This window comes from Luteibacter sp. W1I16 (assembly GCF_050434905.1).
Lineage (GTDB): Bacteria > Pseudomonadota > Gammaproteobacteria > Xanthomonadales > Rhodanobacteraceae > Luteibacter.
In genome coordinates, this window is the sequence record NZ_JBNDJJ010000001.1 from 224,998 (window position 1) to 246,123 (window position 21,126).

Annotated in this window: 22 protein-coding genes; 5 read left to right on the plus strand and 17 right to left on the minus strand. The window is 63.9% G+C overall.

The window, feature by feature from the left end; genetic code table 11:
• The first annotated feature begins 16 nt into the window (after positions 1-16).
• The gene (locus QFZ41_RS00950; protein ID WP_429197032.1) at positions 17-880 is read left to right on the plus strand and encodes an aldo/keto reductase family oxidoreductase; all 864 of its coding nucleotides are present in this window, start codon (positions 17-19) and stop codon (positions 878-880) included.
• Here QFZ41_RS00950 and QFZ41_RS00955 read toward each other — a convergent pair.
• Positions 877-1,353, minus strand: a complete 477-nt coding sequence (locus QFZ41_RS00955; protein WP_429197033.1) for a VOC family protein — start codon at positions 1,351-1,353, stop codon at positions 877-879. The two genes, QFZ41_RS00950 and QFZ41_RS00955, sit on opposite strands and share 4 nt — an antisense overlap.
• 86 nt (positions 1,354-1,439) lie before the next feature.
• On the minus strand, positions 1,440-2,108 hold the full coding sequence (locus QFZ41_RS00960) for a TetR family transcriptional regulator (RefSeq protein WP_429197034.1): 669 nt from the start codon (positions 2,106-2,108) through the stop codon (positions 1,440-1,442).
• A 45-nt stretch (positions 2,109-2,153) separates the two neighbouring features.
• On the opposite strand from QFZ41_RS00960, the gene QFZ41_RS00965 reads away from it, so the two are divergent.
• A complete protein-coding gene (locus tag QFZ41_RS00965; protein ID WP_429197035.1) occupies positions 2,154-3,686 on the plus strand; it encodes an FAD-dependent monooxygenase in 1,533 nt (510 codons plus the stop codon).
• Complete coding sequence (locus QFZ41_RS00970) at positions 3,683-4,819, plus strand: FAD-dependent oxidoreductase (RefSeq protein WP_429197036.1); 1,137 nt, start codon at positions 3,683-3,685, stop codon at positions 4,817-4,819. The genes QFZ41_RS00965 and QFZ41_RS00970 overlap by 4 nt, the downstream gene beginning before the upstream one ends.
• A 6-nt stretch (positions 4,820-4,825) precedes the next feature.
• Here QFZ41_RS00970 and QFZ41_RS00975 read toward each other — a convergent pair whose 3' ends face one another.
• The 6 genes from QFZ41_RS00975 to QFZ41_RS01000 form a co-directional block, all read right to left on the minus strand.
• The gene (locus tag QFZ41_RS00975) at positions 4,826-5,482 is read right to left on the minus strand and encodes a carboxymuconolactone decarboxylase family protein (RefSeq protein ID WP_429197037.1); all 657 of its coding nucleotides are present in this window, start codon (positions 5,480-5,482) and stop codon (positions 4,826-4,828) included.
• Positions 5,483-6,012: 530 nt separating this feature from the next.
• On the minus strand, positions 6,013-7,353 hold the full coding sequence (locus tag QFZ41_RS00980) for a type II toxin-antitoxin system HipA family toxin (RefSeq protein WP_429197038.1): 1,341 nt from the start codon (positions 7,351-7,353) through the stop codon (positions 6,013-6,015).
• A 1-nt stretch (position 7,354) separates the two neighbouring features.
• Positions 7,355-7,618 (minus strand): helix-turn-helix domain-containing protein, encoded by a 264-nt coding sequence (locus QFZ41_RS00985; protein ID WP_429197039.1) that lies wholly within the window; start codon positions 7,616-7,618, stop codon positions 7,355-7,357.
• Positions 7,619-7,992: 374 nt separating this feature from the next.
• On the minus strand, positions 7,993-8,787 hold the full coding sequence (locus tag QFZ41_RS00990) for an SDR family NAD(P)-dependent oxidoreductase (RefSeq protein WP_429197040.1): 795 nt from the start codon (positions 8,785-8,787) through the stop codon (positions 7,993-7,995).
• A gap of 25 nt (positions 8,788-8,812) precedes the next feature.
• Positions 8,813-9,316: an SRPBCC domain-containing protein gene (locus QFZ41_RS00995; RefSeq protein ID WP_429197041.1), complete on the minus strand. Its 504-nt coding sequence runs from the start codon at positions 9,314-9,316 to the stop codon at positions 8,813-8,815.
• A gap of 16 nt (positions 9,317-9,332) precedes the next feature.
• Entirely contained in the window at positions 9,333-9,827 is a 495-nt protein-coding gene (locus tag QFZ41_RS01000) for an SRPBCC domain-containing protein (protein ID WP_429197042.1), read from the minus strand.
• Between the two features lie 97 nt (positions 9,828-9,924).
• Here QFZ41_RS01000 and QFZ41_RS01005 point away from each other — a divergent pair, with 97 nt between their 5' ends.
• Entirely contained in the window at positions 9,925-10,806 is an 882-nt protein-coding gene (locus QFZ41_RS01005) for a LysR family transcriptional regulator (protein WP_429197043.1), read from the plus strand.
• Here QFZ41_RS01005 and QFZ41_RS01010 read toward each other — a convergent pair.
• The 5 genes from QFZ41_RS01010 to folD all read right to left on the minus strand — a co-directional run bounded on the left by QFZ41_RS01010 (position 10,803) and on the right by folD (position 16,020).
• A complete protein-coding gene (locus tag QFZ41_RS01010) occupies positions 10,803-11,591 on the minus strand; it encodes an alpha/beta fold hydrolase (protein ID WP_429197044.1) in 789 nt (262 codons plus the stop codon). The two genes, QFZ41_RS01005 and QFZ41_RS01010, sit on opposite strands and share 4 nt — an antisense overlap.
• 18 nt (positions 11,592-11,609) lie before the next feature.
• Positions 11,610-11,978, minus strand: coding sequence for an ester cyclase (locus QFZ41_RS01015; RefSeq protein WP_429197045.1), 369 nt, complete (start codon positions 11,976-11,978; stop codon positions 11,610-11,612).
• A 16-nt stretch (positions 11,979-11,994) separates the two neighbouring features.
• Positions 11,995-13,551 (minus strand): glutamine-hydrolyzing GMP synthase, encoded by a 1,557-nt coding sequence (guaA, locus tag QFZ41_RS01020; protein ID WP_371021894.1) that lies wholly within the window; start codon positions 13,549-13,551, stop codon positions 11,995-11,997.
• A gap of 89 nt (positions 13,552-13,640) precedes the next feature.
• Positions 13,641-15,095: an IMP dehydrogenase gene (gene guaB, locus QFZ41_RS01025; RefSeq protein WP_306846757.1), complete on the minus strand. Its 1,455-nt coding sequence runs from the start codon at positions 15,093-15,095 to the stop codon at positions 13,641-13,643.
• 70 nt (positions 15,096-15,165) lie between these two features.
• Positions 15,166-16,020 (minus strand): bifunctional methylenetetrahydrofolate dehydrogenase/methenyltetrahydrofolate cyclohydrolase FolD, encoded by an 855-nt coding sequence (gene folD, locus QFZ41_RS01030; protein ID WP_429197046.1) that lies wholly within the window; start codon positions 16,018-16,020, stop codon positions 15,166-15,168.
• A 50-nt stretch (positions 16,021-16,070) separates the two neighbouring features.
• On the opposite strand from folD, the gene QFZ41_RS01035 reads away from it, so the two are divergent.
• Positions 16,071-16,649, plus strand: a complete 579-nt coding sequence (locus tag QFZ41_RS01035) for a GNAT family N-acetyltransferase (RefSeq protein ID WP_429197047.1) — start codon at positions 16,071-16,073, stop codon at positions 16,647-16,649.
• 4 nt (positions 16,650-16,653) lie between these two features.
• On the opposite strand, the gene moeB is transcribed toward QFZ41_RS01035, so the two are convergent.
• Genes moeB through QFZ41_RS01055 form a run of 4 tightly spaced genes read right to left on the minus strand, consistent with a single transcriptional unit; the run spans position 16,654 to position 21,116 of the window.
• Positions 16,654-17,823, minus strand: coding sequence for a molybdopterin-synthase adenylyltransferase MoeB (moeB, locus tag QFZ41_RS01040; RefSeq protein WP_429197048.1), 1,170 nt, complete (start codon positions 17,821-17,823; stop codon positions 16,654-16,656).
• A gap of 25 nt (positions 17,824-17,848) precedes the next feature.
• Positions 17,849-19,246 (minus strand): ribosome biogenesis GTPase Der, encoded by a 1,398-nt coding sequence (gene der, locus QFZ41_RS01045; RefSeq protein WP_429197049.1) that lies wholly within the window; start codon positions 19,244-19,246, stop codon positions 17,849-17,851.
• A 23-nt stretch (positions 19,247-19,269) separates the two neighbouring features.
• Complete coding sequence (gene bamB / locus QFZ41_RS01050; RefSeq protein ID WP_429197050.1) at positions 19,270-20,469, minus strand: outer membrane protein assembly factor BamB; 1,200 nt, start codon at positions 20,467-20,469, stop codon at positions 19,270-19,272.
• Positions 20,466-21,116 (minus strand): YfgM family protein, encoded by a 651-nt coding sequence (locus QFZ41_RS01055; protein WP_429197051.1) that lies wholly within the window; start codon positions 21,114-21,116, stop codon positions 20,466-20,468. Before QFZ41_RS01055 ends, bamB begins: the two co-directional genes overlap by 4 nt.
• Between the last annotated feature and the right edge of the window lie 10 nt (positions 21,117-21,126).

Genomic DNA, 21,126 nt, shown 5'->3' on the forward strand with positions numbered 1-21,126 from the left:
TCGAAGAGATACCGTCATGTCCAGCGTCGACCGCTCCGGAAACTTCACCCTCGGCGACCGCGGCGTGAAGCGCCTCGGTTACGGGGCCATGCAACTCGCCGGCCCTGGCGTGTTCGGTCCGCCAAAGGACCACGACGCGGCGGTGGCCGTGCTGCGCGAAGCCATCGCTTCCGGTGTGAACCACATCGACACCAGCGACTTCTATGGCCCCCATGTCACCAACCGTCTGATCCGCGAGGCGCTCGCACCCTACCCCGACGACCTCGTCATCGTCACCAAGATCGGTGCCCTGCGAGGCGAGGATAAGTCGTGGCGCCCGGCCTTCTCAGCGAAGGAACTCACCCAGGCGGTCCACGACAACCTGCGCAACCTCGGACTCGACGTGCTCGACGTGGTCAACCTGCGGGTCATGTTCGATGTGCACGGCCCCGCCGAAGGCTCGATCGAGGCGCCTCTCACCACGTTGGCCGAACTTCAGCGGCAAGGACTCGTCCGCCATATCGGGCTGAGCAACGTCACCTTGGCACAGGTCGCGGAAGGACGACGGATCTGCGACATCGTCTGTGTGCAGAACCAGTACAACCTTGCGCACCGCGGCGACGACGCGCTGATCGACGAGCTCGCCAGCCAAGGCATCGCCTACGTGCCGTTCTTTCCGCTGGGTGGTTTCAGCCCGTTGCAGTCCTCCATCCTGTCCGACGTGGCACGGCGTCTCGACGCCACGCCGATGCAGGTGGCGCTCGCCTGGTTGCTTCGTCGCGCGCCGAACATCCTGCTGATTCCCGGCACCTCGTCCGTCGCCCATCTTCGGGAGAACATGGCCGCCTCGGCTTTGGAGTTGCCCGATGACGTGATGTCTGAACTGGACTTGCCGTCTTAGCCGCCGCGAACGGCTGCCTCGATCTTCGCGATATCGATCTTGCGCATCGACATCATGGCCTCCATGGCCCGCTTGGCGGTGGCGCGATCGGGATGGCTCATCGCCGCGAGCAAGGCACGTGGCGTGATCTGCCAGGAGTAGCCCCAGCGGTCCTTGCACCAGCCGCAGACACTCTCCTCGCCGCCACCGTCCACGATGGCGTTCCAGTAGCGATCCGTTTCGGCCTGGTCGTCGGTCAGGACCATGAAGCTGACCGATTCGTTGGCCTTGATGTCCGGCCCACCGTTGATGCCGACGAAGGTCTGGCCGAGCACGGTGAACTCGACGATCAACTCGGTGCCCGGCGGGCCGCCAGGATGGTCCGTCGCGGCACCCACATGGCTATCCGGGAATGTCGCCGCGTAGAACTCCGCGGCCTTGCGCGCTTCGTCACCATGGAACAACAGACAGTTCGTGAATTTACCGTCGGTCATCTCGCTTCTCCGTGGTCGGGGGGTGGCATCCCCCGCGACTTTAGCCACACCGGCCGGACGTGTCGAACCCGCCGGAAACGCGCACGTCAGCGCCCGCCTTGTGACGCGATGCCGCACAAAATGAGATCGACCCCCGCGAGGAAGTCGGCACGGTCGTCGTGCTCGCGCATGCGATCGGCGACACTGCGCGTGAAGGGATAGTCGTTCGGGTCGAGTTGGGACCAGACGGTTGCCATCGCTCCCAGAAAATCAGCGCGGTCGATGTCGTGCGCACGGGCGAATTGTGTGTTTGCGGCGTTCTGTCCGGCAACACCCAGGATGTAGTGCAACAGCGCCGAGGCCGCCGTCCACTGGCCTTCATCGGACAGGCCGAGGGCGCGGACCTGCTGGCCCAGGCATTCGACGATCCGAAGCATGGGCGCCTGCCCCGCTGCGCGCGTGAGTGTCGAGCCGACCCAGGGATGCGCGTCTATCGCATCGAACAGGCCGAGGGCCAAGGCGCGGATGGTGTCTTCAGGCGAGGCTCCGGCCGCGCACGGCGCCATCGTGCGCGCGACGACCGCATCACAGGCCGCGGTCAGCAAGTCGCCCTTGTTCTCGACATGCCAATAGATGGCGCCGGCCCCGGTCGCCAACCGCTCGGAGAGCGCGCGAAAGGTCAGCCCGTCTTCTCCACGGCTGTCCAGGAGCGCGATCGACGCCTCGATGATGCGGTCCCGCGATAGGGATTCTTCTCGTCGTGCACGTTTGCCCATGCACTGTATATTGACATAGATGGAACACCGTTCCAATATGATGGAATGACGTTCCATAACAACAAAAGCTACGACGCGATCATTTCCGGCGCCGGCCCGGTGGGCCTGTTCCTCGCCTGCGAGCTGGCCCTGGCCCAATGCTCCGTGCTGGTGCTGGAAAGGGCGAAAGACCCCAGTTCACCGCTGAAACGGGTGCCCTTCGGGATACGCGGCCTCTCGGCGCCCACGATCGAGGCCCTTCACCGGCGCGGGTTGCTGCATGAACTGCAGACCCACAAGCGCATCCAGACGCCGCATCAACATGTCGGGCTGGGGCCGCGCCGGCAAGCAGGGCATTTCGCCGGCATCCCTTTTCATGACGACGACATCGACAGCACTCGATGGCCCTATCGCCTGCCGGGTTCGACACCCACCCACTTGCTATCGGAAATGGAAGAACTCGAATCCGTTCTGGCCCGGCGCGCGGAAACCCTTGGCGTCCGCATCCTGCGCGGGCGCGCCGTGACCGGCTTCGATCAGACAGCGCACGGGGTTGCGGTCCATTCACACGAGCGGACTTTCGAAAGCCAATGGCTCGTGGGTTGCGATGGAAGCCGCAGCACCGTTCGCAAGCTGGGCGGCTTCGAATTCGCGGGTACCGAACCGGAGTTCACGGGCTATACGGCGAAAGTGGACATCGCCGATCCGGAGAAGCTGAAGCCGGGCAGGAACATGACGCCCCGTGGAATGTACCTGCAGTCACAACCGGGTCACCTCGCGATACAGGACTTCGACGGCGGCGCGTTTCATGCGGCCGGCATGCCCATCACCCGGGAACATGTGCAGGACGTTCTTCGGCGCATTTCGGGCACCGATGTGACCATCGACGCCGTGCACATCGCGACGACATGGACCGATCGCGCGCGGCAGGCCACGGCCTATCGCAAGGGCCGCGTTTTTCTCGCGGGCGATGCCGCGCATATCCATTCGCCGCTCGGTGGCCAGGGTCTGAATCTGGGATTGGGCGATGCGATGAACCTCGGCTGGAAACTCGCCGCGACCATCAAGGAGCGCGCACCCGATGGCTTGCTGGACAGTTATCACACGGAGCGACACCCGATCGGCGAACGGATCCTGGACTGGTCACGCGCACAGGTCGCCATCATGCGGCCCGAGCCGCATGCCCGCGCCCTGAACGCGATCGTCCGCGACCTCATGGATACGCGCGATGGCGCGACTTATTTCGCTGGCAAAGTATGGGGCCTTGCCACTCGCTATCCCGTCGGCGACGGCCACCCGCTCATGGGCCAGAGCGTTCCCCAGTTCGAACTCGAAGATGGCAGGACGATCGGTGAACTGATGCACGACGGCCGTGGTGTCCTCCTCGATTTCGACGGGAACATCTCGCTCGAAAAGTTCGCCGGCGCTTACGGCGGTCACATCGCCTATGTCGCAGGCCGCCCGAAGGAATCCTTCGGACTGAATGCCCTGTTGATACGCCCGGACGGCTTCGTCGCATGGGCTTCGGAAGACTTCCCCGACATCGGCGAACTGGACGATGCAGCCGCCCGCTGGTTCGTTCGTGGGGCATGCTCATGAGCCCGCCTATCGCCATCGTCGGCGCTGGCCTCGGCGGCCTGACGCTTGCGAGAGTTCTCCACCTGCACGGCATCGCAGCGACCATCTACGAAGCGGAAGTTTCGGCGGACGCTCGCCCTCAGGGAGGGTTGCTCGATATCCACGAATACAACGGCCAGCTCGCGCTCAAGGCAGCGGGACTCTTCGACGCCTTCCTCGGAATCATCCAGGCGGGGGCCGATGCCCAGAGGGTGCTCGACAAGGACGGCACCATCCTGCTCGATGACCTGGACGAGGGCAACGGCAGCCGACCCGAAGTGCACCGCGGCGACCTTCGCCGCATTCTGATCGACTCACTTCCCGCCGGGACGATCCAGTGGGGACACAAGCTCACCGCGGTGAGTCCGCTCGGCGACGGTCGGCACATCCTCACATTCGCCAATGGCTCAACGACGACCGCCGGGCTCCTCGTGGGTGCCGATGGCGCCGGGTCGAGAGTCCGCCCTCTCCTCTCCAGCGCCACGCCTGTCTATCTCGGCACGTCGTTCATCGAGACGTACCTTTTCGACAGCGACACTCGCCACAAGGCCACCGCGGAAGCCGTTGGTGGCGGCACGCTGCTGGCGGTCGCTCCAGGCAAAGGCATCCTCGCGCACCGCGAAGCCAACGCCACGCTGCACGCCTACGTGGCCTTGAACGAGCCCGAGGAATGGCTCGCCGGCATCGACTTCTCCGACCCGGCGGCCGCGTTGGCGCGCGTCGCGGAAGAGTTCGACGGCTGGGCGCCCGCACTGACCACGCTCATCCGGCACAGCGAAACCCCACCCGTGCCCCGCCCCATCTATGCCCTTCCCGTCCATCACCACTGGGAGCGGATGCCCGGAGTCACCCTGTTAGGGGATGCCGCGCACCTGATGTCACCGTTCGCCGGGGAAGGTGCGAACCTCGCCATGTTCGACGGCGCGGAACTGGCGAAGTCCATCGTCGCCCATCCGGGGGATGTCGAAGCCGCGCTCGCCGCGTACGAAAAGGATCTCTTCCCTCGCAGCGCCACCACGGCGGCCGAGTCGGACCGGAATCTAAGACTGTTCTTCAACGACCGCTCACCCTGGAGCGTGGTGGAGTTTTTCGCTAACCACCGGATATCCGGGTGAGCGCCCTTAGGCAGAAGCTAGCTGCCGCTCCAAGGCGTCATGTGCTCGCCTCGCCGCTTCGACGTCCACACGGTCGGCCAGCGTTTGGCCAAGTTGACCTAATTGTCTCGCCGAAAGGCCGATATTCATGCAGATGCGCATGTGCGCCTGCAGTTGCGATTCCACTCCCGGCAACGCCGCCAACATGGAAACGGTGGCCAGTTCACGGCTTTGCCAGTCGAGGTTGTCGCGCTCGAAGATGTCGCCAAACACATGAGTCTTGATGTATTCGTCGACCGCTGGCGCGAAGTCGAACACGGGTCCCTTCACCGGGCCGCCCGCCAACCGGGTCTGATTGGCGGTTCCCGCGGCAAGCAGTGCGTCGCCCTTGGGGATGGCGCGGCCCGGGGCCTGTCCGATCGCGTCACGCATGCCTCGCTCCTTGCGCGACTCCAGCACTTTCATGAATTCGCCGAGAGCATTGAGGCTGCGTGGAAAGCCCGCGTACGCATAAACCTGCACCAGGATTTCCCGTGTATCGCTCACGGTCAGGCCAGCGTCGAGTCCTTGATCCAGGGCCGCGGTCAACCTGCCGATGTCACCGGTGGCGGCGAAGGCCGCGATGGGAACGATGGCTTGCTGGCGTGCCGAGAGGGTTTCAGATGCCGCTGATTCTTGTGTCATGTGTGGTGATGCCTGCGTCCCTACGAAACGTCATGCCTGGGAATCTATTATGTCGGCTACACGTCCGGAAGATCGTAAATCCGCATGTCGTTATGCGAATGGTTCACTAATTGCGATCCAGTATCCCTTGCCTACACAGCGATAGATGAACTCGTCGGCCGGGTGCGTCACCTCCAATCCCGATTCGACCATTACTTTCTTAAATGCTCTCTTACATCATCAAGAAGCCCCGGCCCTGTAGGATGCCATCCGAGCAATTTCCGTGTGATCGCGCTCGATGCCGATAGGTCGCGCCTCACCAGCCTTCCGAAAAAACCAAAATATGCATCGGCGTCTTCCGGGGGAATCGAGGATACGGGTATGTTCAGGCCATCGCCGATAGCCTCCGCTATAGCCTTCAACTCAATACCCTCCTCGCCCACCGCGTGATATTTGGCGCCGGCTTGATGCTTATCCCGAATTTCCGCGTCGCTTCGACGTGGCATCCTGGCGCGCCATGAGCTCTGGGGAAGGACCGGGTTCTCTTCCGTCTATGGCGCCATCGCACCGAGTGTCGCCGCAGCCTGCTCGAGACCGCCCAGGATGGATTCCGCGACACGCGGGGAAAAATCCTTCGGCAGGTCGGCCTGTACTTCGGCGATGGCTGCCGGTGTACGGGCGAGAAGTTCTTCGATGATCGGCTCGGCGGTCGATCCATAGCCGACCTTTCGCGCGGTGCTGTTGAAGTGCCGGCGCTGGATGCCGTGCATGTCGTAATGCCGGTTCTTGCCGAGCAGCGCCATCGCGGACCTGATGTCGTGGGGCGACCACTGGTTGGGACCCTCGCCCAATACCGGATAGGCCGACATCACGTCGTAAAGCCTGGTCAAATGGAAACGGCCGCGCGGCAGAAGATGGATGCTGAAATTCTTGGCGTGGCCATCGGGTGCCCTCAGCAACCAGAACAGGACCTGCGCCACCATCAGCGTCTTCATGTCGGCTTCGGCGTTCACCGACTGCCGCAGCGTGGCGAACAGAGCCTTGAGACCTGGTCCACCTTCGTTCTCGTACTTGCGCAGCGGCGAGCAGCCCTCGACCTGGCAGAAGTCTTCCTGTGGCAGGCGCATAAGCCACTGCCCATCAGGGGCGATGCGGCGATCGAATCGCTCCACCACGAGCACGCGCTGGCGGCCGAAGGTCGCGATACGTGCGTCGGCGACGTTCAACCCATAGGCTTTCAGCAGCCGCAGGCACAGCCACTCGTTGTCTACCGAGGTACTGAAATCGGCGCGCCGTCCGCCCATCAGGCCCAGCGGCAGCTTGAAGATGTGGCTCGTCGGCGTCGCGCCACGCGGTGCGAGCCACTGCCCGTCCCACCAGAGGAAAGCTGTCTTCTCCTGTGCACCGGCAAGGGAGATGCGGAAGTCCGCATCGGGATCTCCGCTCGCTCCGAAGGCGTGCGGCGAAACGGTTTCGATCAGGTGCCGCTCGATGTCTTCCTCGGACAAGGGCACGCCTTTGACATGATCGAAGCCCTTCGGCACCTCTTCGCCATCCAGGATCTGGACGGCTCCAATACAGTCGCGTCCGATGACTCTCAGTAGCTCGAATGGATCGATCGACCCCGTCCTGAATCGCTCGGCGACGCGGCGGCGGATGGCATCGCTGTCCGGAAGGAGGTTGTCGAAGTAGTTGGCGACCTTCTCTCCCTTGATCGGGAGGTTCTGCAAGTTGAACGGCAGCGACAGCGACAGCGGCCGGCCTATGTCGGCGGCGACCCAGTCCGGGTCGTAATGCAGTTCCATCTCTCCGCGGGCAGGAAGTGTCCATCGCCCGACGCGAACCCCGTTGGTCCAGAGGGACAGGCTGCGGCTGTGCGATCGACGTCCCATGTCACCAATCCGTTTTCAAAGGAGCGGCTGCGGCTCCGCCGCCCCGGCTTCCAACCGTCAACTCCAGGCCCAGTGCGGCGCACCAGGCCAGGAGTTGCTCGACGCTCAAGTCCTGGGCGTTCAGTTCCAGGTGGGAAACCCGCGGCTGACTAAGCCCGATACGAGCGGCCAATGCGGCCTGGGTGAGTCCCTTCGCCTTGCGCGCAGCCTGAAGCAACGAGCTGAGTTGGCTCACCGTGAGCAGCGGATGCGATGTCGGAGGCATGGCGGATACTCGAAATCCTGATAAATGCAATATATCCGAAAATCAAGTATTCGCAAAATATCCGGATAACGAGTATAAATGCGATCTCAGTCGTACAGCCGGTGATAGGACAACTGGGACTAAGCCAGCGCCTCGATGCTGCCCATCGCGCGCCAGCGCGGCCGAGCGCAGTTCAGGACTGATGTCGACCCCATCGGCGGCGATCACCTGGAGGTTGTCGATGCCAATCACCGAGAAGATGGACCGCAGACAGGTTTCCGCATGTTCATGGCGCGCGTTCGGCGATCCCTCGCCATAGATTCCGCCCCGCGCCAGAACTTCCCGACCAGGCCGCCGAGCGTCGAGTACCGCCTGACGCCTCTAGGCGAAACGTCTCAAGCAATCGAGCGAACTACGCCTCCATCGACTCGCAACGCGGCACCTGTCGTAGCGGAAGCCTGTTCCGAACAAACGTATACCACCATGTTCGCAACCTCATCCGTGGTGGCGAAACGGTTTATCAGTGTTGTGGGACGTGCGTTTTTCAGGAACTGCTGCTCGGCTTGCTCCTGGGTGATGCCCTGCTCTTGCGCAGTCGATTTCATCCAGTTGGACAGAATCTCGGAATTGGTCGGGCCCGGCAACACGGCATTGACGGTAACGCCCGTGCCAGCGACGAGTTCCGCCAGTCCGCGCGAAACGGCCAGCATCGCGGTCTTGGTGACGCCGTAGTCGACCATTTCCTTCGGAATGTTCAGCCCGGATTCGCTGCTGATGAACACGACCCGCCCCCAGCCGCGCGCCGTCATTTTCGGCACATAGTGGCGCGAGGCACGCACGCCGCTCATCACATTGAGCTGGAACAGATCCAGCCATTCGTCGTCGCCCTGATCGAAAAAATTGTTCAGGTGCGCAGTGCCCGCATTGTTGACAAGGATATCCGCATCCGGTGCGTGCTCGAAAAGAGCTATACACCCTGCCGCCGTGGCGATATCCGCGGCGACACCGGTCAATTCAGCGTCCGGCAACAGGATGCGCATCTCGCGCAACGCGGTATCGACACGTTCCTGTGTGCGCCCGTTGATGACGACCGCCGCGCCTGCACGCGCCAGCCCTTCGGCGATCGCGCGGCCAATGCCAGCGGTGGAGCCGGTCACGACCGCCTTGCGGTTCTTGAGTTCGATATGCATGGATTCTCTCCTGTCGGGGGATGGGTCAACCTGCCAGTGTCGCCACTTCGCCTTCCGCCGCTCGGGCAAGGCGTTCGACCCAGTCCTGGTGGTAGCGATACAGCGCACCGGGATACTGGCGTCCGATCACGTCGAGGAAGAACTCGCCTTGCTGGGTTTCTTCTGTCAGCACATGGCAGCCTTCGTCGGTCGGCGTGATGACCCAGCCGTGGTAGGCGGTGGAGCCGGTGTCGTCGCCATCGACCGTTGTCGCCCACGCCAGCCGGCGGTTCGGCACGCATTCGGTCACGGTCAGGCTCATCGGATAGCCGACCGTCACCCGGTGGTAGCGCGTATCCAGCATCAGTTCCGACTCCCCGGACAGGATTTTCACCTGATCCTCGGCGGGGAAATATCGCGCCCAATGTTCGGCATCGACCAACAACTTCCAGACCACTTCAGGCGGTGCTTTTACGTCGATGTCGTTGAGTGCATAGATAGCCGACGTTTTCGGGTCGTAACGCTCGGGCCAGATCACTTTGTCGATCATGTTCTCCTCCCGATCCTCAAGCGCCCGATTTCTCGCGGGCGACCGCGACTTCGGCGATATCTCTGAGCAGCTTTTCGTGGGTGAGCCAGAAAATATCCGGCGCCTGCCTGGCCAGCTCGATCCAGTGTGGCCCTCGCATCGTTTCCTCGGTCCATAAATGGCAACCGTTGGCCGTCGGCGTAATGATCCAGGCGTGATACGCCTTGGAATGTTCGGCGGCCTTCGGATAGCCGCCCCAGGCGATGCGCGTCATCGGCTCGAATTCCTGTACCGAGGCATAGACATCCTGCCCAGCCAGATTCGTCTCGAAGCGCGTGCCGGCGCCGAAGCGCTCGTGGCCATCCAGCAAATGCACGTGCTGGACGCCGGGATAAAAGCTCGGCCAGGCGTCGGGGTCGGTGAGCAGCGACCAGATCGTCTCCACCGAGGCCGCAACCTCCAGCTCGTTGGTGAAGTGGATCGGTGAACGGCTCGGTCTCATTTCCTCGGGCCACTTGATGGTTTCGTACATGGTTTTCTCTTGTTGTTCGCGGCGGGAGGAGGATGGTAATTAATGCCAATATGATTGATAATCATCCGAACAATCATAAGACTGATTCCAAAATAGAATGGATCGTTTCAATGAATTGAACGCCTTCATCGCCGTGGTCGAAATCGGTGGCTTTTCCGCGGCCGCGCGGAAGATCGGCGAGTCGCAATCGGGCGTCAGCAAGGCGATTAACGCGCTGGAAAAACGCCTTGGCGTGGCGCTGCTCCATCGCAGTACGCGGAAAGTGACGCTGACCGACCAGGGGCAGAGGTATTACGAGCGCATCAAACCGCTGGTTGACGAAATGCAGGTGGCGGATAGCGAGCTGACCAGTAGCTCGCTGGATATCTCAGGCCTGGTCAGGATCGCCGCACCTTCGACATTCGGCCGCTTGCATGTTCTGCCGCTGATTCCCGAACTGTTGTCGCGTCATCCTGGCCTGCGGGTCGATCTGGTGCTGTCCGATGCCATGAGGGACATGGTGGAAGACCGGATCGATCTGGCCATTCGCGCCAGCTCCGTCAACGATCCTGATTCCGTCGTGCGGCGCGTGGCCGGCACCTCACTCGTCTGCGCCGGTTCTCGCCGCTATTTCGCTCAACGCGGTATTCCGAAGACGCCCGCTGAACTCGTCGATCACAATTGCCTGATCTACGGCGACATGACGGAGTGGCCATTCACGGGACCGGAAGGCCGATTCAACGTGCCGGTCAGCGGCAATCTTTCCTCCAACAGCGCCGAAACGATCCTGGCCGGCGTACTGGCAGGCGTTGGCATCGGCATGTTCCACAGGGCTTCGCTTGTCGGGGAGTTCCAGCATCCCGACGTGATCACGGTCCTGGACGACTTCATCGACGGGCCTAGGGATGTCAGCCTCGTCTGGCCGAAACGCCGGTTCGTGCCCACACGTGTGCGGCGTGCCACGGACTTCTTCGCGATGACGCTCCCGCTACGTATTTAACCCTGCGTCCAACGATTGACGGTGAGAATCGCGTCGGCGAAATCCCGTGGAGCTTCCCATGGAAGATTGTGTCCACATTCGACGGTGCGGTGCTCATGCCGCGCAGCGAACATCTTCGCGTGGTCAGCGGTGCCTCCCGGCTTGAGCGGATCTTGCGTCCCATCCATCGTAATGGCCGGCACGGTAATCAGCGGCTTCTGCGCGAGTCGTTCTTCCAGAGGTGCAAGTGCGGGGTCGCCTTCGGCCAGCCCGAAGTCGAAGCGATAGGAATGGATCACGACGTCGACGAAGTCGGAATTATCGAAGGACGCCGCCGTGCGCTCGAAGGTCGCCTCATCGAATATCCAATGAGGCGACCACTGCTTCCAGAGAATCCGGCAGAGCTCGCGCCGGTGAAGGTCCAGGCATTCCCTGCCCCGCTCGTGCTGGAACAAGTGCTGATACCACACGGCTTGCTCCAGGCTTGGGGAGTACGCGTGACCAAGCCGCTCGACGTCGATGATGTCGTAGCCCGCATATGAAACGAGACCCGTGACACGCTCCGGCCACAACGCACTCGCCACGCAGGAAGCCAGGCCGCCCCAGTCATAGCCGGCAAGAAGGGCGCGCTCGATACCAAGGGCGTCCAACAGTTCGACGATGTCGCGCCCCAGCGCCGCCTGCTGACCACTGCGTATCGTTGCTTCCGATAAGAACCGCGTCGGTCCGAAGCCGCGAAGTGGACAGCCTGTGAAGTTCCACGCCATGGAGATGGCAAGCTGGAAATCAGGTACCAGAGAAAACAACTATTTCGAGAACGGCCATTAACGCCTCGCCTGCGCTTCCACCGCCGCCTTATCGATGACAGAGAAAACCTCCGCGATCTTGCCTTCTCTCAACGTGTAAAAGGCATGTTCATGGAAGACGATACGCCGTCCATTGACAGGCACGCCGAGGAATTCACCGATAGGCGTGCAGTCGAAACGAAGCCGGGAGGCGATGCGGCTTTCGGTCGCCACGACGAGATCAACCTTGAAATGAAGATCTGGAATATCGCGGCAATTCTCTTCAAGCATTGCCCGGTAGCCATCCACACCAAGCAAGCGCCCGTTGTGAACCACATCGGCGGCCACGAAATCGCCGAGCGCTTCCCAGGCACGGGCATTCAGGCAGGCGATGTATCGCTCGTACATGTTGCGTCCCTTCCCCTCACTCCCACTCGATCGTAGCCGGCGGCTTCCCCGAAATATCATAAACAACGCGAGAAATACCGCGCAACTCATTGATAATGCGAGTTGAGCACTTATCGAGGAAGTCATACGGCAGGTGCGCCCAATGCGCCGTCATGAAGTCGATCGTCTCCACGGCGCGCAGCGCGATCACCCACTCGTAGGCGCGGCCGTCGCCGACCACACCCACTGAACGCACCGGCAGGAACACGGCGAATGCCTGGCTGACGCGGTCGTAGAGACCGTGGTTGCGCAGTTCCTCGATGAAGATCGCATCGGCGCGCTGGAGCAGGTCGACGTACTCTGGCTTCACCTCGCCCAGCACGCGCACGCCCAGGCCCGGACCCGGGAACGGATGGCGGTAGACCATCTCGCGCGGCAGGCCGAGTTCGACGCCGATGCGGCGAACCTCGTCCTTGAACAGTTCTCGCAGCGGCTCGACCAGCTTGAGCTTCATGTGCTCCGGCAGGCCGCCGACGTTGTGGTGGCTCTTGATGACGTGGGCCTTGCCGGTCTTGCTGCCGGCGGATTCGATGACGTCCGGGTAGATCGTGCCCTGAGCCAGCCACTTCACGCCTTCGAGCTTGGACGATTCCTCGTCGAAGACCTCGACGAACAAGCGGCCGATGACCTTGCGCTTGGCTTCCGGGTCTTCCACGCCGGCGAGGGCGTCGAAGAAACGCTGCTTCGCGTCGACACGGATGACGTGCACGCCCATGTGTTCGGCCATGGTCGACATGACCTGGTCGCCTTCCTGGAAACGCAGCAGGCCGGTGTCGACGAAGACGCAGGTGAGCTGGTCGCCGATCGCCTTTTCCAGCAGGGCGGCCACGACGGACGAATCCACGCCGCCGCTCAGGCCGAGCAGCACACGGTCGTTGCCGACCTGCGCACGCACGCGCTCGACGGCGTCCTCGATGATGTGCGCGGCGTCCCACAGCGTGGCCGAACCGCAGAGGTCGACGACGAAGCGGCGCAGTAGTTCCATGCCGCGCTTGGTGTGGGTCACCTCCGGGTGGAACTGCACGCCGTAGAAACGGCGGCGGTCGTCGGCCATGGCCGCCAGCGGCAGGCTTGGCGTGGACGCCGACACGGCGAAGCCCTCGGGAATGGCGGTGACGCGGTCTCCGTGCGACATCCAGACGCCCAGCGACTCACCGTCCTGCACCACCGTCTCGAACAGCGCGCAGCTGCCGAAGGTGATCGTGGCGGGACCGAACTCGCGGTGATGGCCGGCCTCGACCTTGCCGCCGAGCTGTTCGGCCATGGTCTGCATGCCGTAGCAGATGCCGAGCACGGGGACGCCGAGTTCGAACACCACCTGCGGAGCCCGCGGGGAGTCGTCCTCGGTCACCGATTCCGGGCCGCCGGAGAGGATGACGCCGCGGGGATTGAAGCCGCGGATCTCGTCCGGCGCGTGATCCCACGCCCAGACCTCGCAATAGACGCCGATCTCGCGAATACGGCGGGCGATCAGCTGCGTGTACTGCGAACCGAAGTCGAGGATGAGGATCTTGTCGCTATGGATGTCGGTCATCGGGCGGCCTGCAGTTCAAGAATGTCAAAAAGCAGAACGCCCACTTGCGGCGGGCGTCCTGGGTACCTGGAGCGAAGCGCCCGGAGGCGTCAGTCCAGGCGGTAGTTGGGCGCTTCCTTCGTGATCTGGATATCGTGCGGATGCGCTTCGCGCACGCCGGCACCGGTCACCTTCACGAACTGGGCCTTCTGGTGGATTTCCTCGATGTTCGCCGCGCCCATGTAACCCATGGAAGCGCGCAGGCCGCCCATCATCTGGTGGATGATGTTGCGCAGCGGACCGCGATACGGCACCCGGCCTTCGATGCCTTCCGGCACCAGCTTGTCGGCGTCGGCCTCGTCCTGGAAGTAGCGGTCCTTCGAGCCGAGCTGCATCGCGCCGATGGAGCCCATGCCGCGGTAGCTCTTGTACGAACGGCCCTGGAACAGCTCGACTTCGCCCGGGGCTTCTTCGGTACCGGCGAACATGGAACCGAGCATCACCGAGGACGCGCCGGCGGCCAGCGCCTTGGGAATGTCGCCCGAGTAACGGATGCCGCCGTCGGCGATGAGCGGGATCTCGCCCTTCAACGCGGTGGCGACGAGGTCGATCGAGGTGATCTGCGGCACGCCGATACCGGTGACGATGCGGGTGGTGCAGATGGAACCGGGGCCCACGCCGACCTTCACCGCGTCGGCGCCGGCGTCGAGCAGCGCGCGCGCCGCCTCGCCCGTGACGATGTTGCCGGCGATGACCTGGACCTGCGGATAGCGCTTCTTGACCCAGCCCGCACGGTCGATCACGGCTTGCGAGTGACCATGCGCGGTGTCGACCACGATCACGTCGACGCCGGCCTCGACCAGCGCTTCGATACGCTGCTCGGTGTCGCCGCCCACGCCGACCGCGGCGCCGACGACCAGGCGCTCGTGCGAGTCCTTGGCGGCGTTCGGGTTGTCGCGGGCCTTCTGGATGTCCTTCACCGTGATCAGGCCGCGGAGCTGGAAGCCGTCGTTGACCACGAGCACCTTCTCGATGCGGTTGCGGTGCAGCAGTTCGAGCACCTCGTCGTGCGAAGCGCCTTCCTTGACGGTGACCAGGCGGTCTTCCCGGGTCATGATGTTGCGGACCGGATCGTCGTGCTTGCGCTCGAAGCGCAGGTCGCGGCTGGTGACGATGCCGACGAGCTTCTCGCCATCGACCACGGGCACGCCGGAGATGTTGTGCGCGCGGGTGAGCGCCATGACCTCGCCGATCGAGGTGTCCGGGCGAACGGTGATCGGGCTGCGGATGACGCCTGCCTCGAACTTCTTCACCAGGCGCACTTCGGCGGCCTGCTGGGCCGGGGTCATGTTCTTGTGGATGATGCCGATGCCGCCGTTCTGAGCCATGGTGATGGCGAGGCGGGCCTCGGTGACGGTGTCCATGGCGGCGGACACGATGGGGATGTTCAGGCGAAGACCGCGCGTGAAGCGCGTCGAGGTATCCACATCGCGCGGCATGACCGTGGAGTGGCCGGGAACCAGAAACACGTCGTCGTAAGTGAGTGCCTCGGCAAGGATGCGCATAGCATTAGTCCCGCGAGTAAATCGCGGCATTATACCGTGCGTTGCAACAAAGCGACAGCCGCCGATGAACTCAGGCGTCGATGGCCTCGGCGGCTTCGAGCGTGTTTTCCATGAGCGTCGCCACCGTCATCGGGCCGACACCGCCGGGCACGGGAGTGATCCACGAGGCACGCTCGGCGGCCGGGGCGAATTCCACGTCGCCGACCAGGCGGCCGTCTTCCAAACGGTTGATGCCGACGTCCACGACCACGGCGCCGGGCTTGATCCACTCGCCCCTGACCAGTCCCGGCTTACCGGCGGCGACGACCAGTATGTCCGCCTGGGCGACGAAGGCTGCTAGATCCTGCGTGAACTTGTGACAGCAAGTGACTGTACTTCCTGCAATAAGCAGCTCAAGCGCCAAAGGCCGACCGACATGGTTGGATACTCCGACGATCACCGCGTGCCTGCCGCGTACGGGCCGGTCGGTATGGCCGAGCAGCGTCATCACGCCCTTCGGCGTGCACGGGCGCAGGCCGAAGCGGCGCAGCGCGAGGCGGCCCACGTTCACGGCTTGGAAGCCGTCCACGTCCTTGCCCGGATCGATGCGATCGACCAACGCGTCCTCGTCGATATGTTCGGGCAGCGGCGACTGCACGAGGATGCCGTGCACGGCGGGATCGGCATTGAGCGTGTCGATCAGCGCGAAGAGCTCGTCCTGCGTCGTCGTGGCCGGCAAGTCGTAGCCGAACGATTCGAAGCCCACCTGCTGGCAAGCTCGGCGCTTGTTCTTCACGTAAACGGAGGACGCCGGGTCGTCGCCGACCAACACGACGGCCAGCCCCGGTGCGCGGCGCCCTTCGGCCACGCGCTTGGCTACGCGGCGGCCGATGTGCTCGAGGAGTTCCTGGGCGATGCGCTTGCCATCGAGGATGCGTGCGGTCATGAGAGGGTCGCCCTGCGAAAACGCGGCATTATCGCCGATACAATGCGGGCGTGACCATCGATACCCTTCCCTATCCGCACGACCTCGGCGATGGCGTCGTGTCGCTGCGCGTGCACCGGCCGACGGACGCGGAGGCGCTCGCCGTCGCCGTGCGTGAATCCGTCGCCACCGTGGGCCGCTGGCAGGACTGGTGCCACTCAGGCTACGCCATGGCCGATGCGGAAACGTGGATGGCTGCCTGCCGCAAGGACTGGCTGCTAGGCGATGGCTACGAGATGCTGATCGTCGATGCGCGCACCGACGCCATCCTCGGTGGCATGGGCGTGAATCAGCGCAACCGCGAGCAGCGTTTCGCGAACCTGGGGTATTGGGTACGCGAGTCGATGCAGGGGCGCGGAATCGCGACACGTGCCGGACGACTGGCCATTCGTTTCGCTTTCGACGCCGTCAAGGTGGCGCGACTGGAGATCGTGGCGGCATGGGACAACTTGCCGAGCCGGAAAACGGCTGAACGACTTGGAGGCGCTTTCGAAGGAAGGTTGCGTAAGCGATTGGTGGTAAAAGGAACTTCGGTCGATGCGGCGATGTATTCGTTGACCGCCGAGGATCTCCAAGCCTCTGCGCCTTAGAAACTCAGCCCGCCGAAGTGCACATCCGTTCCAGATCCACGTAGCCCTCGAAACGAGCCCCCGTTCCGCATCCCGGGCAATCCGGGTCGCGACGCAGCTTGAGTTCGCGAAAGCGCATGCCGAGGGCGTCGTAGGTGAGCAGCCGCCCGACCAGCGACTGCCCGACACCGAGCACCAGCTTCATCGCCTCGGTGGCCTGGATCAGGCCGACCAATCCCGGAAGCACGCCGAGCACGCCTGCCTCGCTGCAATTCGGCGCATCCGCCGCCGAAGGTGGCTCGGGGAACAGGCAGCGATAGCACGGCGAGTCGTCGCGGCGCGGATCGAAGACGCTGGCCTGGCCGGAGAACCGTTCGATGGCGGCATAGACCATGGGAATGCCCAGCTGTCGCGTGGCCGCCGCCAGCAGATAGCGCGTGGCGAAGTTGTCCGCACCATCGATCACCACGTCGTGGCCACGGATCAGGTCCTCGACGTTGTCCGCGCGCAGGCGATCGGCGACTGTCTCCACGCGCACGCGGGGGTTCAGCGCCGCCACGGTCATGCGGGCCGATTCGGCCTTGCCCATGCCGACGCGTCCGTCGGTGTGGACCACCTGACGATGCAGGTTGGAACGTTCCACGCGATCGTCGTCGATGACGGTGATGTGGCCCACCCCGGCCGCCGCCAGATAGAGCAAGGCCGGCGAACCAAGGCCGCCCGCGCCGAGCAAGAGGATACGCGCGTCATCCAGCCGCGCCTGGCCCGCCTCGCCAATCTGCGGCAGGAGGATTTGTCGCGCGTAACGTTCGGCGGCATCGGTATCCAGGACGCCTGCGGTGACCGGCAGGCCCGCCGCCTTCCACGCTCCCATCCCGCCAGCGATGGAGGAGACCTTGCGATAACCCATCCGTTGAAGCGCCTCGGCTCCCAGCAAGGAACGCTGGCCGCTACCGCAGAGCACGAGAATCTCGCGCTGCCGGTCGGGCTCGCTTTGTTCGATGCGCAATTCGAGGAAGCCGCGGGACAACCCCAGCGCGCCGGAAGGCGTTCCTGTGGCGCGTTCGTTGTCTTCGCGGACGTCGACGAGCAAGGCGCCGCCCAGTTGCCGGGCCAGTGCCTCGGTGGCGGAGACCTCGGCGATGCGCGAACGCAGTTCGGCCAGCCATCGGTCCCGGTTGAGCTCTTCGGTCATGCGAGGCTCCTCGACGGGGCGACGCTTACTTCTCGCGTCGCTTCGCGTTACGGATCATGCGCTGGCGGCGGCGCTGCTGGCCGTCCGTCAGGACGTTCTTCTTGCCGGCGAACGGGTTCTCGCCATCGCGGAAGTCGATCCGCACCGGCGTGCCTTCCAGGCGGAAACGCTTGCGGAAGAAGCCTTCCAGGTAGCGACGATACGCCGGCGCGATGTGTTTGGTGCGGCTGCCGTGGATCACGATCGTCGGCGGATTGGAGCCGCCCGGGTGCGCATAGCGCAGCTTCGGCGCGTGACCGCGCACCAGCGGTGGCTGGTAGGCCTCGTAGGCCTTCTCGAGCGTACGGGTCAACTCGCTGGACGTGAGTTCCTTGGTCGCGGCGGCGTGGGCGCGGATGACCGCCTTCATCAGCTCGCGCAGTCCGGAACCGTGCAAGGCGGAAATGAAGACCGTCTTCGCCCATTCGGCGAACTGCAGGCGCCGTTCCAGCGTCTTCTGGGTCTGCTCACGCTGGTAGCTGTCCATGCCGTCCCACTTGTTGACGGCGATGACCAGCGCACGGCCTTCCTCGATCGCATGGCCGATCAGCGTGAGGTCCTGGTCGGCCAGGTTCTCCCGCGCATCGATCATCACGATGGTGACCTGCGACGCAGAAATAGACTGTAGCGTCTTGATAACACTGAATTTCTCTACCGCCTCCTCGACGCGCGCCCGACGCCGCACGCCGGCGGTGTCGATGAGCGTGTAGCGGCGGCCATCCCGTTCCAGGGATACGCGGATGGGATCGCGCGTGGTACCGGCGACGTCGGAGACGATCAGACGGTCTTCGCCCAGCAGGCGATTGATGAGCGTGGATTTGCCGGCGTTCGGCCGGCCGACGATGGCGACACGGATGCCCTGGTCTTCCAGGCCCGGATCATCGTCACGATCGTCCGGCAGGTACGGCAGCGCTTTCGCTACCAGCGTGTCGATGCCACGATTATGGGCCGCCGACATCGGCAGCGTGTCGGCGATGCCGAACGAGGCGAATTCGCCGAGCGCCAGCGTCTCGTCGACGCCGTCGGTCTTGTTGACCACGACCATGACCGGCTTGCCACTGCGGCGCAGCTCGTTGAGGATCGCGGCGTCCAGCGGCAGGATGCCGTCGCGCGCGTCGACGACGAAGACGAGCAGGTTCGCCTCGGCGATCGCCGCGCGAACCTGCACGGCCGTGAGGCCTTCGATGCCTTCGTCGTTGCCCGACAAGCCACCCGTGTCCACGACCACGAAGGGTCGTGGACCGAGGCGACAGACACCGTAGTGCCTGTCACGGGTGACGCCGGGCATATCGGCGACGAGGGCGTCCCTGCTACGCGTCAGCGCATTGAAGAGGGTCGACTTACCGACATTGGGGCGGCCGACCAGGGCGACGACGGGTAACATGGGAGATGCATCTATCCTGTGGATCAGTTCGCCGGGATGCGGTAGGCGCCGATGTGGCCCTCGACATCTTCGACGTACACGGTGTCACCCACCACGACGGGCTGGGCACGAATGGCTTTCTTGGACAGGCGCTCGCGGGCGACGATCTTGCCGTCGCCGCCATTGAGCCAGTGGATGTGACCGTCGAGGTCGCCGACCACCACGTAGTTGCCTTGCGCCGCCGGACCGGTGAGCCAACGGTACTTCAGGCCGTCCTGCTTCCAGATGTTGGCGCCGCCGGACTTGTCGAAGGCGAACACCTGCGACTGGTCGTCCACGCCGTAGAGCGAATTGCCGTGCACGTCCAGCGACGTGAACGTGGAAAACGCATGGTTCCACAGCGGGCGACCGCTGGGGCCGTCGATGCTGGTGAGCTGGCCATGATAGGCCGCCCCGTAGAGCGTGCTGCCATCGAGGACGAGCGCGCCGTCGGCATCGGCCAGGCGATCGATCTCCGTACGGCCTTCGCCGCTGGCGAGAGTCTGTTCCCAGAGCTTCTCGCCGTTGTCGAGGCGGATGGCGACGAGCTTGCCGGCATCGCTGCCCATGAAGACCACGCCATTGGCGACGAGCAGGCGGCCGTTGCCGCGCAAGCTGAGCAGCGGCACCTGCGATTGGTCGTAGACCCAGCGGCGCTCGCCGCTCTTGGCGTCGATACCGTACACCCGGCCATCGTTGCAGCGGACCACGACGAGATCGCCGACGATGACCGGCGCGGTGATGACCTCGGAAGAGACCTCGGCGGCCCAACGGCGCTCGCCGTCCTTCGCGTTGATGCCGTACAGGTGACCGTCGAGCGTGCCGATGGCGACGAGATCGCCCGCGGCGCCCGGACCACCCGAGAAGCGGGCGTCTTCACGCTTCGCATCGCCCCAGCCGAACCAGCCATGCTGACGAGTGCTCTTGGACCACAACTTCTTGCCCGAGGCGGCATCGAAAGCGGCGATCTTGCCATCGGTGCTGGCGGCATACAGCACGCCGTCGGCGACCGTCGGACGCATGCGCACGCCGGATTCCGCCGCGCCATCACCGATGCTGGACTTCCACAGGCGCTCGACCTTGAGCGAGGGCTCGAACTTCTTATCCAGCGGGGTCGGCGGTTCGACGTTTTCCTTCTTGAACGAATGGCAGCCGGCCAGCACGGCCAGCGACGAAGTCAACGCGATTGCCCAGAAACGTTTCATGCACCCTGCTTCCCGGCCACGGCCAGATCATCGAGTTTGGTTTGAACCACACCGCGTTGCGGTGCGCTGTCGCCCATCGCGGCGATCGCCGCCTGATAGGCCTTGCGTGCGTCGTCCGGGCGTCCCAGCTTGACCAGCGCATCGCCGCGGAGTTCCTGCGCGAGCGCAACGAACGAGGCGCCCTTGATCGCGTCGAGCGCGGCGATGGCGTCCTGCGGCTTGCCCTGCGCGTACTTCAACTGTGCCGCGCGGAGGTCGACTAGGGTCTTCAGCGTGTCGTCCTTGGCGTGCGTCCGGGCCCATTCGAGGTCACCGGCGGCCTTGTCGAGCTGGCCGGCCAGGACGTTGCGCTGAGCGCGCTCGCCAGCGGCGAACACCGACCAGGCCGTGTCCGAATAATCCTTCAGGAGGGTCTCGGTACGCATGTCGATCTCGTTGGCGCGGTTCTGCGCCACCGCGGCCTGCAAGGCCGAATATTCGGTGGCGGCGGCCTGCTCGTGATTCGCACGATGCGATTTCCACTGTTGCCAGCCGAAGATCAGCACCAGGCCCAGGACGATGCCGACGGCGATGGAAACGCCGTTCTTGCGCAGCCACTGCTGGACGCGTTCGCCTTGTTCGTAATCGTCGTATACGTCGAATGCCATGCAATCACCC

Excerpts from the sequence above, each read along its gene's own strand:
- QFZ41_RS00950 (WP_429197032.1), top strand. The coding sequence starts at position 17 with ATGTCCAGCGTCGACCGCTCCGGAAACTTCACCCTCGGCGACCGCGGC.
- QFZ41_RS00955 (WP_429197033.1), bottom strand. The coding sequence starts at position 1,353 with ATGACCGACGGTAAATTCACGAACTGTCTGTTGTTCCATGGTGACGAA.
- QFZ41_RS00960 (WP_429197034.1), bottom strand. The coding sequence starts at position 2,108 with ATGGGCAAACGTGCACGACGAGAAGAATCCCTATCGCGGGACCGCATC.
- QFZ41_RS00965 (WP_429197035.1), top strand. The coding sequence starts at position 2,154 with ATGACGTTCCATAACAACAAAAGCTACGACGCGATCATTTCCGGCGCC.
- QFZ41_RS00970 (WP_429197036.1), top strand. The coding sequence starts at position 3,683 with ATGAGCCCGCCTATCGCCATCGTCGGCGCTGGCCTCGGCGGCCTGACG.
- QFZ41_RS00975 (WP_429197037.1), bottom strand. The coding sequence starts at position 5,482 with ATGACACAAGAATCAGCGGCATCTGAAACCCTCTCGGCACGCCAGCAA.
- QFZ41_RS00980 (WP_429197038.1), bottom strand. The coding sequence starts at position 7,353 with ATGGGACGTCGATCGCACAGCCGCAGCCTGTCCCTCTGGACCAACGGG.
- QFZ41_RS00985 (WP_429197039.1), bottom strand. The coding sequence starts at position 7,618 with ATGCCTCCGACATCGCATCCGCTGCTCACGGTGAGCCAACTCAGCTCG.
- QFZ41_RS00990 (WP_429197040.1), bottom strand. The coding sequence starts at position 8,787 with ATGCATATCGAACTCAAGAACCGCAAGGCGGTCGTGACCGGCTCCACC.
- QFZ41_RS00995 (WP_429197041.1), bottom strand. The coding sequence starts at position 9,316 with ATGATCGACAAAGTGATCTGGCCCGAGCGTTACGACCCGAAAACGTCG.
- QFZ41_RS01000 (WP_429197042.1), bottom strand. The coding sequence starts at position 9,827 with ATGTACGAAACCATCAAGTGGCCCGAGGAAATGAGACCGAGCCGTTCA.
- QFZ41_RS01005 (WP_429197043.1), top strand. The coding sequence starts at position 9,925 with ATGGATCGTTTCAATGAATTGAACGCCTTCATCGCCGTGGTCGAAATC.
- QFZ41_RS01015 (WP_429197045.1), bottom strand. The coding sequence starts at position 11,978 with ATGTACGAGCGATACATCGCCTGCCTGAATGCCCGTGCCTGGGAAGCG.
- guaA (WP_371021894.1), bottom strand. The coding sequence starts at position 13,551 with ATGACCGACATCCATAGCGACAAGATCCTCATCCTCGACTTCGGTTCG.
- guaB (WP_306846757.1), bottom strand. The coding sequence starts at position 15,095 with ATGCGCATCCTTGCCGAGGCACTCACTTACGACGACGTGTTTCTGGTT.
- folD (WP_429197046.1), bottom strand. The coding sequence starts at position 16,020 with ATGACCGCACGCATCCTCGATGGCAAGCGCATCGCCCAGGAACTCCTC.
- moeB (WP_429197048.1), bottom strand. The coding sequence starts at position 17,823 with ATGACCGAAGAGCTCAACCGGGACCGATGGCTGGCCGAACTGCGTTCG.
- der (WP_429197049.1), bottom strand. The coding sequence starts at position 19,246 with ATGTTACCCGTCGTCGCCCTGGTCGGCCGCCCCAATGTCGGTAAGTCG.
- bamB (WP_429197050.1), bottom strand. The coding sequence starts at position 20,469 with ATGAAACGTTTCTGGGCAATCGCGTTGACTTCGTCGCTGGCCGTGCTG.
- QFZ41_RS01055 (WP_429197051.1), bottom strand. The coding sequence starts at position 21,116 with ATGGCATTCGACGTATACGACGATTACGAACAAGGCGAACGCGTCCAG.